The 14803-nt window shown below is 61.8% G+C and carries 10 protein-coding genes; 6 read left to right on the top strand and 4 right to left on the bottom strand.

What is annotated here, in order from left to right; translation table 11 throughout:
• Positions 1-136: 136 nt before the first annotated feature.
• The 6 genes from VME63_RS17320 (at position 137) to VME63_RS17295 (ending at position 11357) form a co-directional block, all read left to right on the top strand.
• On the top strand, positions 137-3361 hold the full coding sequence (locus VME63_RS17320; protein WP_325434644.1) for a TonB-dependent receptor: 3225 nt from the start codon (positions 137-139) through the stop codon (positions 3359-3361).
• A 161-nt stretch (positions 3362-3522) separates the two neighbouring features.
• Positions 3523-4911, top strand: coding sequence for an APC family permease (locus VME63_RS17315; protein ID WP_325434643.1), 1389 nt, complete (start codon positions 3523-3525; stop codon positions 4909-4911).
• A 70-nt stretch (positions 4912-4981) separates the two neighbouring features.
• Positions 4982-7627, top strand: a complete 2646-nt coding sequence (locus tag VME63_RS17310; protein WP_325434641.1) for a glycoside hydrolase family 2 protein — start codon at positions 4982-4984, stop codon at positions 7625-7627.
• A 16-nt stretch (positions 7628-7643) separates the two neighbouring features.
• A complete protein-coding gene (locus VME63_RS17305) occupies positions 7644-8651 on the top strand; it encodes a LacI family DNA-binding transcriptional regulator (RefSeq protein ID WP_325434640.1) in 1008 nt (335 codons plus the stop codon).
• A 50-nt stretch (positions 8652-8701) separates the two neighbouring features.
• Positions 8702-9547, top strand: coding sequence for a sulfotransferase (locus VME63_RS17300; RefSeq protein ID WP_325434639.1), 846 nt, complete (start codon positions 8702-8704; stop codon positions 9545-9547).
• A gap of 46 nt (positions 9548-9593) precedes the next feature.
• A complete protein-coding gene (locus VME63_RS17295) occupies positions 9594-11357 on the top strand; it encodes a peptide-N4-asparagine amidase (protein WP_325434637.1) in 1764 nt (587 codons plus the stop codon).
• A gap of 33 nt (positions 11358-11390) precedes the next feature.
• Here VME63_RS17295 and VME63_RS18475 read toward each other — a convergent pair whose 3' ends face one another.
• The 4 genes from VME63_RS18475 to VME63_RS17275 all read right to left on the bottom strand — a co-directional run bounded on the left by VME63_RS18475 (position 11391) and on the right by VME63_RS17275 (position 14792).
• Positions 11391-11894 carry a hypothetical protein gene (locus VME63_RS18475; RefSeq protein WP_325434635.1) on the bottom strand — a complete coding sequence of 168 codons (504 nt, stop codon included), beginning with the start codon at positions 11892-11894 and terminating at the stop codon, positions 11391-11393.
• A gap of 93 nt (positions 11895-11987) precedes the next feature.
• Entirely contained in the window at positions 11988-12242 is a 255-nt protein-coding gene (locus VME63_RS17285) for a PAAR domain-containing protein (protein ID WP_325434634.1), read from the bottom strand.
• A gap of 90 nt (positions 12243-12332) precedes the next feature.
• On the bottom strand, positions 12333-14249 hold the full coding sequence (locus VME63_RS17280) for a DUF2235 domain-containing protein (protein WP_325434632.1): 1917 nt from the start codon (positions 14247-14249) through the stop codon (positions 12333-12335).
• A gap of 12 nt (positions 14250-14261) precedes the next feature.
• Positions 14262-14792: a DUF3304 domain-containing protein gene (locus VME63_RS17275; RefSeq protein WP_325434630.1), complete on the bottom strand. Its 531-nt coding sequence runs from the start codon at positions 14790-14792 to the stop codon at positions 14262-14264.
• Between the last annotated feature and the right edge of the window lie 11 nt (positions 14793-14803).

The following is a 14803-nucleotide window of genomic DNA, read 5'->3' as shown; positions in this document are numbered from 1 at the left end:
GTGGCCAACGTTGGGGACAACGAGAAGTTGCATAACGACGGCGTGCGCCTGAGCAGGCGGCGCCGGGCTACACGCTTTTTTTGAAACATCACCAGCACCTGAGGTTCGACCGGCAACGTCAACGAGGTTAAAGCCCATGTCCAGCGCATTTCGCAAGCATCCATTGTCCGTCGCGATCACCGTGTCGCTATTTACCGTCGTCACGACATCGGTCTGGGCGTCGACACCTGCCGATGCGCAAACAAGCAGCCAGTCCACGCAGCCCAATACGGCGCAGGCCGCATCCTCGCCGACACCGGCATCGCCTGGCGCCAAGAAGAGCAGCACCAAAAAAACCGATGCCAAGAAAGAGGATGACGCGGCGAAGAATGCGGCGACCCTGGCCACCGTGTCCGTTTCCGGCGTACGCGCGTCGCAAATGCGCGCCATCGACGTGAAACGCGACGCACCGGACATCCAGGACAGCATCACGGCGGAAAACATCGGCGCCCTGCCCGACACCACCATTACCGACTCCCTGCAGCGCGTCACTGGCGTGCAGATCAACCGCGACGCCGGCGTGGGCACGTCGGTGGACGTGCGCGGATTGCCTCAGGTCGGCACCATGCTGAACGGCGAAGTGTTCATCACCGCCGATCAGATCGACTCGCAGCAGCCCGATTTCACGATGCTGCCGTCCACGCTGTTCCATGGCGTCGACGTGGTCAAATCGTCAACGGCCAACGAAACCGACAGCGGCATCAGCGGCGCGATCGACCTGCACACCTATCGTCCGTGGGATCTCCCCAGCGGCTTCACCTACAGCTATTCGGCCGACGCCGAGCGCGGCACCACCACCAACCATCTGGGGCCCGAAGCCAACGGCCTTATTTCGTACAACGACAGCGGCCATTGGGGTTTTCTGGTCTCTGCCGACTTCTCCAATACCACGCGAATGAACGCGACCGAGGGCCTGGACCAGTACGGCGTCGTGCTCAACGGCGAAAACGCCGCCAGCGCGGGCGGCTACAACGGCTTCCTGACCCCGTGGAACGGTGCGCCCATTCCGTCGAAGATCGTGCAGAACCCCGATGGCAGCGTGGACGTCAATGGCGACGGCAAGTCCAACGGCGTATTCATGGGCAGCCAGGATATCGGCATCAACGACATCACCACGCAGCGCAAGCGCAAGTCTGCCAATGCTTCTTTCCAGGTGGATCTAGGCAACGGCCTGAGCCTGACCACCGACTACTTCTACTCGCAGCAGCGCGAGTTCGATCGCAACTACGGCATCCAGTTCAACTCCACCAACTGGCAGGGCGCAACTTACGTACCGCTGCAATCGCGCGATACCGGAAGCCCGGCTCTTGGCGCTTACGGCACGCCCGAACCAGGCTGGCAAGGCTCGCAGATCTACACCACCCAGGTGTATGAGAAGTGGCCGGGCGACGTGGAGTCGTATTCGCAAATCATCCAGAAAAGCTCCAACGCGAAAAACTTGAACCTCCAGCTGGATTACGACGACGGTGGATCGTTCACCGGAAGCGTGCGCGGCATTCACGACACCGCGTTCCAGTCGAACGAGGAAACCGACGTCAACATCTCCGACTCCGACGGCGCGCTATGGCCCAACGTACTGATGCCCGGCGTACCCGACGACGCCGTGCCGCCCGGCACGTTCGTGTACCCGTCGCAATTGGGCGGCAACCGCGTGTTCAATGCGAACGGCGTTCCACAGAACACCGTGCCCATCATCGCCAACTTCCTTGGCCGCTACGTTACCGTCAGCCTGCCGCCGTCGCTGGCGGCCGATTTCGCCAACCCCGCCGGCTGGACCATGAAGACGCTGGAGTCCTCCGGCGATTACGATCGCCAGGTGGCATTGAACGCCTTGCGCTTTGACGGCAAATACGATTTTCAGGACGGTATCAAGCTCGAATTTGGCATACGCAATAGCATCCGCAACGCCAACAACAACGGCTGGACCCTGGAAACACCGGTTTATGCCGGCATGGGCGCCAGCGACCCAAACGGTTGCCTGGTGCGCTACGTCGGCGCCGACGTGGTCTTGAACAGCGGCTCCTGCACCGCGGGCAACGATATTGGCTATTTCCGCGCGGGGCCGCTGTCGGCGATATCGATGCCCAATACCGTCGCGCCGCTGTCGGGTAATTTCAAGGAGTACTACAACCTGCTGGGCTCGGGCATCAATTTCTGGGCGATCGATCCCAACGCGATGGTCAATCCCATTTCATATTGGAAATCGCTCTACCCCGACACCACCGAAGTGGCCGAGCCGGGCACGACCTGGGCCGTGCAATTGAAGGAATTGACCGGCTATGTGCAGGGCGATTTCGACGGCGACATCGGTGACATGCCGTACAGCGGCAACATCGGCGTGCGCATGATCCATACCAATCTCAATGTCACCCAATATCTGAGCGGTGCGCCGGGCGCGTATGGTGACGAACCGGTCGAAACAGGCACGGCCGTCACCAAGCGCAGTTATCAGGACGTACTGCCGTCGCTCAACTTCGGGCTCGACCTGACCGATAACCTGAAGTTTCGATTGGCCGCGTCCAAGAACATGATGCCGTTGGACCTCAGCACCTGGGCCGGCGGCTTGCAGTTGAACTACTCGTTGATGGAAACGCCGCAGGGCCCGATCTTCCGCGTCTCCGACGGCACCTCGACCGGCAACCCGAACCTTAACCCGTGGCGCTCCACCAACTATGGCGCATCGCTGGAGTACTACATCAACCCCACCAGCATGCTTAGCCTGGCGCTGTTCCGCATCAATGTGGAAAGCTTCATCAAGAACGGCAGCGTCACCAATTGCAGCCTTCCCGACGAGGACGGCGTGGTGCGCGATCATTGCATCGTCATCACCCAGCCCGTGCAAGGCACCGGCAACAGCATCCAGGGTGCGGAGTTCGATTACCGCCAGGGCTTCACCTTCCTGCCCGGCTTTCTGTCCAAGACGGGCGTGGAGGTAAACGCCACGTATGCTCCAAGCAATTCGGGCGAGCGGGATCTGTCCGGCCGCGAAATTCCCTTCCAGGACAACTCCACCGAATCGGGTAACTTCATCCTGTGGTACCAGGACGATCACTTCCAGGCGCGCCTGGCGTACAACTACCGTTCGCAGCGCGCGGTGATGGACAGTGTCGGTGGCATTACCGGCTTGGAGATGTATGAGGCGCCGCAGAAGTATCTCGACGCGTCGGTATCCTACAAGTTCAACAAATACGTCGAAGTGTTCCTGGACGGCACCAACCTCACCAACGAGTATCAGCGCTACTACCTGGTGTGGTCCGACCAGCCTGCGCACTCGACGTTCTCCGAGCGTATGTTCATGCTGGGCGTACGCGGCCAGTGGTAATCGGGGCACCTCCCCTCGCATGCCCCGGGCACGTCGGCAGCCCCATTTCCGATCGCGCGGGAATGGGGCCAACGCGACGCGGGCCAAAGCTGGAACAATACGATCGTTATTCGTGACACCCACGTGGACGTCCGTCCGCCATCCACCACGGCAAGGCAAGCATGCACGATTCCAGCACAACCCAGCCCGTTCGCGACAACGCCTTTCACCGCTCGATCGGGCTGTTTTCGGGCACTGCGATCAACATGACCCAGATGTGCGGCATCGGGCCGTTCATCACCATCCCCATCATGGTCGCCGCGATGGGCGGCCCGCAGGCGGTCATCGGCTGGATCGCCGGCGCCATCCTGGCCATGGCCGACGGCCTGGTCTGGGCCGAACTGGGCTCCGCCATGCCCGGCTCGGGCGGAACCTATGTCTACTTGCGCGAGGCGTTCCAGTACCGCACCGGTAAATTGATGCCGTTTCTTTTCATCTGGACGATGCTGCTGGCCATTCCCTTGCTGATGTCCACGGGCATTATCGGCATGGTGGAGTATCTGGAGTTTTTCTTTCCCAGGCTCGGCTGGTGGCCGGTGCATGCGATCGGCCTGGCGGCCACCGCCTTGGTCACCTGGCTGCTTTATCGCCGCATCGAATCGGTTCGTGCGATCACCATTGCATTGTGGGTCATCATGCTGGTCTCGGTCATCGGCGTGGCGGCAGCGGGCTTTTCGCACTTCCATGCCGGTTACGCCTTCACTTACCCGTCCGGCGTATGGGGCAGCCACTTTTTCGTGGGGCTTGGCGCGGGACTGATCATCGGCATCTACGACTATCTGGGCTACAACACCACCGCCTACATTGGCGACGAGTTGCGCAATCCGGGCCGCACGATGCCAGGCTCCATCATCGTCTCGGTGATTGCAATGATGTTTGTCTACCTGCTGCTCAACATCAGCGTGCTCGGCGTTGCGCCATGGCAGGACATCGCCCAATCCAAATCCGTGGCATCGTTCGTGGTGGAACATAGTTGGGGGCACTTGGCCGCCGCCGTCATGACGGTCTTGATCATCGTGACCGCCTTCGCCTCGGTGTTCACCGGACTGCTGGGCGGCTCGCGCGTGCCGTTCGAGGCGGCGCGGGACAAGGTATTCCTTTCCGTGTTCGGGCAGCTGCACGCCAAGCACGGCTTTCCGCACGTGGCGCTGCTTACGATGGGTGTGGTGACGGCTATCGGTACGTTTTTTGATCTCACCGAAGTGATCAACATGCTGCTTGCGGCGACCATCCTCGTGCAGTCGATTGCGCAGATCGTCGCGCTGATCGTGCTGCGCAGACGCCAGCCGAAGCTGGAGCGTCCGTACAAGCAATGGCTTTACCCGGTGCCCTGCGTGATTGCGCTGGTGGGCTGGGTCTACGTATACGTGTCCGCCTCCAGGTTGTCGCTGATCCTGTCCGGACTGTGGATGATCGCCGGCCTGGTGGTGTTTGCGGCCTGGGCCAAGCTCAACCGGTCATGGCCGTTCGCGCCCGTCGAAATACGCGAAACCTATCTTGGGAAACCCTAACGCCATGCAAATTCCAGCCCGATATGCGCTCTGCATCATGGCCGCGACGGCGATATGGGCCCCATTGGCCATGTCCGCGCAAACAGCTTATGCACCCACGCAGGTAAGCGGCGAGACCGGTTCCACCACGGCCATTGATCATTGGCAAATGCAGGACAGCGCGAAGGCGCAGCAGACGGGCGCCGATATTTCTTCGGCGGGCTTCGCCACCGAGGGCTGGTATCCGGTGAGCGGCCGGGCAACCGTCATGGCCGGATTGATAGAAAACGGCGTGTTCAAGCACGACCTTTTCTATAGCGACAACCTGCGCGCGGTGCAGGTGCCCGATGCGAGCGGCACGCTGTTCGTAACGCCCTGGTGGTATCGCACCCAATTCGCGCTGCGCAAAGACTCAACGGGCACGCATACGCTGCTGCGCTTAAATGGCCTGATCGCAAGCGCCGACGTATGGGTGAACGGGCACCTGGTCGCCGACCGCACCGAAGTCGCCGGCGCCTATCCCGTGCGCGGCTTCGACGTGTCGCACTGGGTGCATGCGGGAAGCAACGTCCTCGCCCTGCGCGTGCATCCGGCCGATCCAAGAAAGAGCCTGTCGATCGGCTGGGTGGACTGGAATCCCACGCCTCCCGACAACAACATGGGCCCCTGGCGCGGTGTGGATATCGTGCAGACCGGTCCGGTGGAACTCAGCTTTCCCTACGTCATTTCGACCTTGTCGCCGCCCGATCTTTCGCATGCCGCACTGATCGTGAAAGTGGATGCCAAAAACCTCGACACGATAGCGCACGACGCAACGGTTACCGGTACGGTTGCCGGGGTTCGCTTGCAGCAGACCGTGCATCTTGCGCCTGGGCAAACGCAGGTCGTTTCGTTCTCGCCCGGCACAACGCCGGGCCTTGCGCTGGATCATCCGAAAATATGGTGGCCGGCCGGTATGGGCGGGCATCCGCTGTATCAACTTGAGCTGGCTGCGATGGTCGATGGCGCGAGGTCTGACCGTGCCACGGCTACCTTTGGCATACGCAGCGTCAATTCGAGCTTGACCAAGCAAGGTTATCGGCAATTTTTCATCAACGGAAAGCCACTGCTGATCCGCGGCGCGGGCTGGGCGCCGGACATGTTCCTGCGCGACGACCCCGCACGCATGGAGGCCGAATTCGGCTACGTGCTCAACTTAGGGCTCAATACCATCCGCAGCGAGGGCAAGCTGGAAAACCAGTACTTCTACGACCTCGCCGACCGCACCGGCGTGCTGATACTGGCGGGCTGGGAGTGCTGCGACAAATGGGAGTCGGCCGCCAAAACAGGCGGTGCCCCCTGGAACGCCGCCGACGAGAACGTAGCGCAAGCATCGATGGCCAGCGAAGCGCGGTTGTTGCGCAACCATCCATCCGTCATCGGCTTCCTGATCGGCAGCGACAATGCACCGCCCCCGCGGATCGCGAAGATGTATGTCGATACGCTGCGCGACGCCGATTGGCGCTTACCCATCATCTCGGCCGCCGCCGATCAGGCTACCGCCGAAGCCGGTCCTTCGGGCATGAAGATGGCCGGCCCATACGACTGGGTACCGCCGGCCTATTGGTACGCCGACAAGCTGGGCGGCGCATTCGGCTTCGATTCCGAAGTCAGCGCCGGCGCCGACATTCCGCGACTGGAAGATCTTGTGCGCATGCTGTCGCCGCAGGAACGCGAAGCGCTATGGAAATACCCTGGGGCGAGGCAATACCATGCCTCCGCGGACTGGTCGACGTTCGCCGTGCTGACGCCGTTCGATAAGGCGCTCGCCCAACGCTATGGCGCGCCGACCGGTCTTGCCGATTACGCGGCCAAGGCGCAGTTGGACAACTACGACAACGTCCGCGCGCAATTCGAGGCGTTCAACGCGCATATGGATGCCGCAAAACCGGCAACCGGCGTGATCTACTGGATGCTCAACAACGCCTGGCCGTCGTTGCATTGGCATCTTTACGATTACTACATGAATCCCGCCGGTGCGTATTTCGGTGCCAAGAAAGCCAACGAACCGGTGCACATCCAATATTCGTATGACTCCAGGGATATCGTGCTGGTAAACCACGCGCTTGACGACGCGCATGGCCTTGAAGCTCGTATCCGTGTGCGCAACCTGGACGGTAGCGTGCGCTATGATAAGCAACTGAAACGCATCGATATCGAAGGAAACCACGCCCGCCCATTGACGACGCTTCCGGCCATCGCCGGCTTGTCGGCGGTGTATTTCGTCGAGCTTGAACTCGCCGCGTCCGACGGCAAGCCGGTCAGCCGCAACGTCTATTGGCTGTCCACCCGCCCCGACACGCTGGACTGGGCCAATTCGAACTGGTACCTCACGCCGGTGACACAGTACGCGGATTTCACCGCACTGAAGTCCTTGCCCGCCGCCGCAAGCCAGATACGCGCAAGCACACACCTCGAAGGAAATAACGACGTCACCACCGTTACGCTGTCGGTGCCGGCATCCTCCAAGGCGGTGGCGCTGTTGGAGCATGTGTCGATCAGGCGTGGCGCGCGCGGCGATCTTGCGCTGCCGATACAGTGGAATGACAATGACGTCACGCTTTGGCCCGGCGAGTCGATCACCCTGACCGCGCGATACGCATCGCAGGGAACGTCCGCACCTGTCGTCGAAGTGAGTGGCTGGAACGTTCCGGCGCACAGCGTACAGGCGGCACCCACGCAGGGGACGGATCATTGAAGACGCAAGGGCCTCCATGTCTCGTGTGACCATCAACGATGTTGCCCGCGCATCGGGCACCTCGAAAAAAACCGTGTCGCGCGTGCTCAACAACGAGCCGAACGTACGCGACCCGGTGCGCGAACGCGTGCTTGCGGCCGTCGCGGACCTCCATTACCGGCCGCTCACCTCCGCGCGCAGCCTGGCGACGAACCGGTCCTTCATGATCGGCCTGCTCTACGACAACCTGTCGCCCAGCTACATCATGGAAGTGCAGGCCGGCGTATTGGAAGCGTGCGAGGCGCAGCAATACAGCATGATGGTGCGGCCGCTGGTCTCCACGGCGCCTGACTTCGTCGAACGCGTGGAGAGCATCCTCTGGCGGCACCGGCCCGACGGGTTGATCCTTACGCCACCCATCACCGACCATCCCAAACTGCTCGATCACCTGCGCAAGAGCGACCTTCCCTTTGCCTCGATCGCCCCGCGCCAGCCCAAGGGCTGCATCGGCGTGATGCTGCGCGAACGCGAGGCCGCCGCGGCGATGGTGGAGCATCTGGCGACGCTCGGGCATCGCCGCATCGCGCACATCATTGGCGATCCCAAGCATGGCGCGGGTATCTGGCGCCTCGCCGGCTACCGCGATGGCCTCAAGCGCGTGGGCTTGAAGGAAAACCCCGCCTACATGGTGCAAGGGCAGTTTTCCTTCGAATCGGGCGTGGCCGCCGCACGCCGGCTGCTCGCGTTGAAGCGCCGGCCGACCGCCATTTTCGCCGCCGACGACGACATGGCCGTCGGGGCCATCTGGGCGGCCGCGGAAGCCGGCGTGGCGGTGCCCGGCGAGATGTCCATTTGCGGCTTCGACGACACCACCATCGCCACGCAAGTCTGGCCGCCGCTGACCACCGTCCACCAGCCTGTACGCGAAATGGGCAAGCGTGCTACCGAAGAACTGCTGCTTCGCGTGCTAGGCAAGGGAGAAGCCCGCATGGTGGAGGTAGGCTACGAAATGCGCATGCGCGCGTCGACGGCGCACGCGCCCTGAACGGCGCGATCTTCCTCCCTGCGCCACCGATTCGACTGGAGACTGCTTACATGCCCGCCACACCAGAAGCCCGCACCACCGCACGGAGTTTCCATTTCATTTCCGGGTTGCCGCGCGCTGGCACCACGCTGCTGGCCGCCATCCTCAATCAGAATCCGCGCTTTCGCGCCGGCATGACCAGCCCGCTCGCCGACATCATGGGCGTGGTGATGGCCGAAGCCAGCAGCAAGAACGATTTTTCTTTCGACGTCTCCGACCAGCAACGTGTCGCACTGCTACGCGGGCTGGTCGAAAACTTCTACTCGGTCCAGGCCGACGCCAGCGCGGTGTTCGACACCAGCCGGCTGTGGTGCAGCCGCATGCAGCTGCTCAATACGCTGTTTCCCGGGGTGAAAGTCATTGCCTGCGTGCGCCAGCTGGCATGGGTGCTGGACAGCATGGAGCGCCTGGTGCAGCGGCAACCGGTCAGCGTCAGCAAGGTGTTCCGCTTTGACACCAACACCACGGTGTACTCGCGCGTTGAAGCATTGACCGATCCGCGCGGCATGGTCGGCTTTGCCTACCAGGCGACCAAGGAAGCCTTCTATGGGCAGTACGCGGAAAAACACCTGCTGATGCTTACCTATGAGAGCCTGGTGCGCGATCCGGCCACGGCCATGCGTGCGGTCTACCAGTTCCTGGAAGAACCCTGGTTCGAGCACGATTTCGATCACATTGAATACAACGCCGACGAATTCGATGCGCGCGTGGGCATGCCCGGCCTGCACTCGGTCCGGCCGAAGGTGACCTCGATCGAACGTCAACCCACCTTGCCGCGCGACATCTTCGGACGCTTTGCAAACGAGGCGTTCTGGATGGATCCTAAGAACAACGTCAATAATGTGCCGATTGTGTAACGGCTCCGGTGCGCTTAGCGTTCCAAGCCATCGCGGAATGACTTTCATGCAACTTCTCTTTCGCTCGGGCCTGGCCCTTGCACTGGGCCTGTCGAGCACGCTCGCGGCCGCGCAAACGTCACCGGCCGTAGGCGACCGAGGCGTTGCCATCGCCGATGCACCGGTGGCGCAACCTGCCGGCAAGCCCTGCGTCGCCACGCTCTATACCGATGTCGCCTTCGATGACCATGGCCAAGCCACTTCGCGCGCGGCAAGGCCCCGCGAATGGGTATACACGCCGCCCGCGCAATGTGCGGGCCCATGGTCCAAAGTGGTATTGGAGGTGGATTTCTCGGTGACCGCCGGGCGGCAATACGACCGCACGGCCAGCTTGTGGCTTAAGGGCGTAAACCTCTTCTATGGCACCACGCAAGAGCCGGGGGCCAAGGTCAGTCCCCATTGGCACGTCGAGCGCGACGTGACCGACTATGCCAGCCTGTTCCGCGACGCCGGGCATGGCCAAACGATTCTCAACAACTGGGTCGATGCCACGCGCTCGGGCGTGATCCTTGGCACCGCGCGCCTGGTGTTTTATCCGGCCAAGGCGCAAAGCAAGCGTGCGCCGCCGGCCGATCTCACCATCGGTCTGGTTGGCGACAGCAACGGGCATCCGGTGGATGTGCGCAATGCCGAGGAGGCCCTTTCACGCTCCATTATCCTGCCGCGCAACGTCGAGCGCCTGGCCCTGGATCTGATCGCCCAAAGCCAGGCCGTGGACGAGCAATGGTATATGTGCGTGGACGATGCCGACATGCAACCCACGCGCGAATTCTCACTCGGGCCGCCCAACGCCGGCGATCCGCTGGAACAGTGCCCCGGTGGCAACTTCCGCGAGGTGGCGGTGAGCATCGACGGGCAGCCGGCCGGTCGCGCGCCGGTCTATCCATGGACCTATACCGGAGGCGTGGACCCCAATCTGTGGCGGCCCACGACCGATATCCAGACGCTCAACTTCACGCCCTATCGCATGGATTTGACGCCTTTCGCCGCACAGCTCGACGATGGCAGGACACATACTGTAGCGGTGCGTGTGCTAGGCGCGCACGACTTCTTCAGTCTCGCTGCCAATCTGCTGGCATGGCGCGACCATGGAAGCGAAGTGGTCACCGGCAAGCTCATCCAAAATACGCTTGCCGCCCAACCGAATGGCCAGCAACCGCACGTGCAGCGCCACTTTACCCAGGGCGCCGGCGGCACCCTGCACGGCGACGTCGATACCCTGCAAAACGGCCAGTACGTCATAGCCGGTGAACTGCAGACCTCGCACGGCAAGGTGGTTACCCGTATCGAACAACAGTCGAATTTCGCCAACCTGCAGAGCTTCGACCATCCGTCGAAGGACATCTATAACCAGCATATTGCCATGCACACGCGTGTCGTCGATGACCTGCGCGTTACCACCGGCGCGGGTACCATCCAGTACACGCATCGCCTTGACTACCCGTTGCTTATCCAGATCCATAAACAGGTTCACGCGGACGGCGACTTCACCGCCGACATCACCATGCATCAAGGGTACCTGAGCAAACGGCAGCGCACCCAGGACGGCCACGTGGTCTTCTGGTCTACGCTGGACAACCATCTGGTCAGCCACAGCAACACCGATTTCAACGCTGCCGGCACTTCCATCACCGGCTCGCGCGGACAACGTGGGCAGCAGTCCTACCGTTTCAATGACTCATCCGGCGCTTGCTACGCACGGCAAGTGGAAACCCGCGATCAGGCGGTCGTCGCCGTCCAGTCAGGCCAGGGTTGCCCCAGCCATCCCTGATTCCTAACGCCGCCAGCATTGCAACCGCTGGCGTCAATCCGCGTGCCTACCTTCCTGCCTGCGCACCGCGGCCTTTCCTTGCATGCACAGCGCTGCGCTGACGGCGCTCAATAGCGCCAGCCCTGCGGCAACCAGCATCACCCAACGGAATCCACGGACAAAGGAAACTTTGATCGCATGTCTTAGCGCCGCGGTGGCTGCCTGCTCGTAGCCGTCTGGAATCGCAATGCCGGCGAGTTTTCCGCGTTGCGCGACCGCACAAGCGGCGAGCGGAGGCGGCAGCTGCAAGCGGGTTGACGCGCTTTGCCCGAACGCGTGGCTGTCCTGAATATAGACATTGCCCGCGTCCAGAGCCTCGCAAAGTTGGCGATAGACCAGGAATTCGTAGCGATCGGCATCAAGGCCCTTGGCCTTCAGACAGCCCAGCCCCCAGACCAGATAGACGCAGGTCATGCCGCGGCGCTCATCCACGGCGACCTGTTCGATAGGACTAGCGTCAAAATAGGTGTGCCGGTCGTCTTCGGTGAACTGCGGCAAGCCGTAAAGCTCGTCGATCTCTTCGCGGGTGAGGATGGTCAGGCGATGGGATTCTGTCGAGGACGCCACGCCGCCCCCTAGATGGTTGCGCCATCACCCGACTTGCCAGCTGTCATCGCCTTCCACCAGTGTGCCACCGTGACTGGTCTGACATCCCACGTAGGCGATGCCTTGTCCGCCGAAGGTGGATGATGAACCGGTGGTGATTACGGCGCCGCAGCTGGTGTGATCGCCGATGCATGCGACCGCGCTCCCATTGACGGTGACACCACGGGTACCGGTGGTAACGGTGCCGTCACCGTGGATAGGGCATGAATGGCGATGACCTACCAGGACGATGGCGGACATAGGGAAGCCTTTTGGGTTGTGACAAATAGCTCATCGGCGAGCTTCGGACGCATCAGGGGGATCGCTCCTCACGGCGATCCGCGTGTGCCCTCACCAACCACCGGGCGGAAACACGTCGCCGATGCCGTAGCCCTTCATGTTGACGGTCTGCTGCATTTGCGCCGCCTGCTCCTCGTAAAGCGATGGCTTGGGTGGCTCGATCAGCAGCGTCAACGCCTTGTCGTTGCCGGTCCAGAAACGGCGGTAGCGCAGATAACCCTCCAAGTCCCAGTGCATGGGCAGAACCTCGTGGCACAAAATCTTGATTTGATCAAAAGGCCGGAAGCCTGCCACCGAATCGTGCGCATAGGTACTGAAAATCAACGCCTCCGCTTCCCGCGAGGCGGGCTGGGCACGCAGCCGTTTGAGGATGTCGCGCGCCTCCGGCGCCATATGGCGCACGGCCTTGGCGTCGTTACGCACAAAGGTGATACCCAGCAACTTGTCCCATGCCTGCGAATAGGTGGACTTCCAAACGCCTTCGGTGTTGTCCAGGGATGCAATGTCGTCGCGCAGCAGTCCATTGGCGCCGTCCAGATCATCGCGATCGCTGGCGTGGGCGCGGGCGTGCCACGGCAGTTGCGAATACCCGGCGCGCACCTGATAGCGCCACGCCAGATAGGAAAGCAGCCAATCGCCCATCTGCCGCTGCTCGTTGCCGCGTAGGCGATGGAAATTTTCGTAGGCGGTTTGGACGGCCTTATCTACGATGAACGGGGTGTATTTCTCATCTTTGTTGTATGCGAGTGTCGTATCCAACGGCACACCCGCCGCCTGTGCGGCCTTCAACATGATCGACAGCGAGACCTGCGATAGCTTGTCGCTGTCCTGAGCATCCAGGCTGCCGCCGATGGTGCCGCGCCCCTGCTCATTGGGCGCATAGCCGCCGCCCACATCCGAATGCATGCCGGGAAAGGCAAACTCCTGGCAGTTACTTGGCAACCCGCCCTCGGTGCGCACCAAGTCCAGCGGAAACGACGCGCGGTTTTCGTGCATGGCGACCAAGTGCAGGCAGTTTTTCACCTGGGTGGGCACGCGCAACGATTGGGGCTGCGCCCAGGCAAAGTGCCCGTTGGTGAGGTTGTAGGTGCTGGCCGGTGCACTGGGAATGCCTACGGACGCTACCGTATCGAAAAGGCCGAGAAAACGCGTCGTCAAAGGCAGGCCACACAACGTGTCTTGGGGCGCCAACTCGCTCAGCCAACTGCAAAATACGCGCGCCTCGGCGGCGCCGCGCGAAAAGCCGAATACATCGAGCATGATCTCGATCGGCTTGGGCCGGGGCGAGTTCTGGAGGAATTGGGTGATGGCATAGATTTGCCCTCGATAGAAGCTCAGCGCATGCTCGCGGTCCGTGCCAAAGGCTCCCATCAACAGCCCGCCCACCGTGGAGCGGTTCACCTTGGCCAGTGTCACCGCATCGTCACTGAGCGGCGGCAACGCAAACGGACCCACTTGGGCCGAAAGCACCGGTGAGCTGGGCGTGACCAGTGAGCCGCGACCATGGCGGCACAGCGCCTTGATGATGTCATCCGTCAACGCCGGCTGGTTGGTCGGCGATGCAGCGATGTGAATGGTGTTGAGCAGTTGCAGCAGGCCGAGATTGATACGCCCGTCGCCGCCTTCGGCCATGGCGCCTCCCAACGTCGTCGGCGTGTCTTCGCCAATGGCAGGGCATGGCGTGCCGAGGCCTTCTATATAGATCGGGTAATAGCCTTTTGGGCGATTCGCGGGGTACGCCCCGAAGAGTCGTGCCACATTGCTGTGGCAACGTCGTTCGTACTGCGTGCCCTTACCCTTCGTGCAATCGTCGGCGTTATCCCAGTCCTTGTTATTGCCGGTGCCGTCGAAAAACAAACCGATATGGAGCGTAAACTCGCAGTGCTCGGTGCGCGGGATGCGCGTGGGCAACGCTTGGATGATGCCCGGCGTGGGGCCGAGCGGGTGCATGCGAACTTCCATAGCCATGGTTGAGCTTCCTTACATGTAGATCTTGTTAGGGTCGCTGAAGTCTTGCGGACAGTGCTGCATCGGTGGCCAAACCTCCCACGGGTATTTCTCTGGTATCGCGTCATGCGGACCGGGGTAATCAGGTTCCAGATACGTCTTGCTGGTGGGCACCACGCGCACGGAGCCATCGGCCAGAAAATGCACGTAGACGTGGCCGGGGTTATGGTCGTAACGCGTGACCAGCACGATCGCTTCGTGATGTTCGCCCTTGCAATCACGCCAGTTGTTGACGCTCCACGTCACCTTGGCGGTCAGGCCCTCGTGCCAGTCGATCGGGATACGGGCGCAACAAATAACGCGCGCTCCATCTCCCGCTTGAAACCCATCGGTGCCATCGATCGTAAAGTGCTGCACGCTGAGGTGATCGGGCAAATGATCAAGACCGGTGAGCATCACCCCGGTCATGGGCTCCTTGGCCGGTTTGCCGTTACAGGCGGCCAGGCCCAGACAAAGCACCAGAAGCCATAGCATGCAGCGTCCGTTGCGATAGTTCACGTTCATCTCATTCCTTT

Origin of the sequence: Dyella sp. (assembly GCF_035503745.1) — a bacterium.
In the GTDB taxonomy this organism is placed as follows: Bacteria; Pseudomonadota; Gammaproteobacteria; order Xanthomonadales; family Rhodanobacteraceae; genus Dyella_B.
This window is presented reverse-complemented; position numbering and strand designations above follow the sequence as displayed.

What these genes read in the sequence shown, in the direction of transcription:
- VME63_RS17320 (WP_325434644.1), top strand. Translation starts at nt 137, where the DNA reads ATGTCCAGCGCATTTCGCAAGCATCCATTGTCCGTCGCGATCACCGTG.
- VME63_RS17315 (WP_325434643.1), top strand. Translation starts at nt 3,523, where the DNA reads ATGCACGATTCCAGCACAACCCAGCCCGTTCGCGACAACGCCTTTCAC.
- VME63_RS17310 (WP_325434641.1), top strand. Translation starts at nt 4,982, where the DNA reads ATGTCCGCGCAAACAGCTTATGCACCCACGCAGGTAAGCGGCGAGACC.
- VME63_RS17305 (WP_325434640.1), top strand. Translation starts at nt 7,644, where the DNA reads ATGTCTCGTGTGACCATCAACGATGTTGCCCGCGCATCGGGCACCTCG.
- VME63_RS17300 (WP_325434639.1), top strand. Translation starts at nt 8,702, where the DNA reads ATGCCCGCCACACCAGAAGCCCGCACCACCGCACGGAGTTTCCATTTC.
- VME63_RS17295 (WP_325434637.1), top strand. Translation starts at nt 9,594, where the DNA reads ATGCAACTTCTCTTTCGCTCGGGCCTGGCCCTTGCACTGGGCCTGTCG.
- VME63_RS17285 (WP_325434634.1), bottom strand. Translation starts at nt 12,242, where the DNA reads ATGTCCGCCATCGTCCTGGTAGGTCATCGCCATTCATGCCCTATCCAC.
- VME63_RS17280 (WP_325434632.1), bottom strand. Translation starts at nt 14,249, where the DNA reads ATGGCTATGGAAGTTCGCATGCACCCGCTCGGCCCCACGCCGGGCATC.
- VME63_RS17275 (WP_325434630.1), bottom strand. Translation starts at nt 14,792, where the DNA reads ATGAACGTGAACTATCGCAACGGACGCTGCATGCTATGGCTTCTGGTG.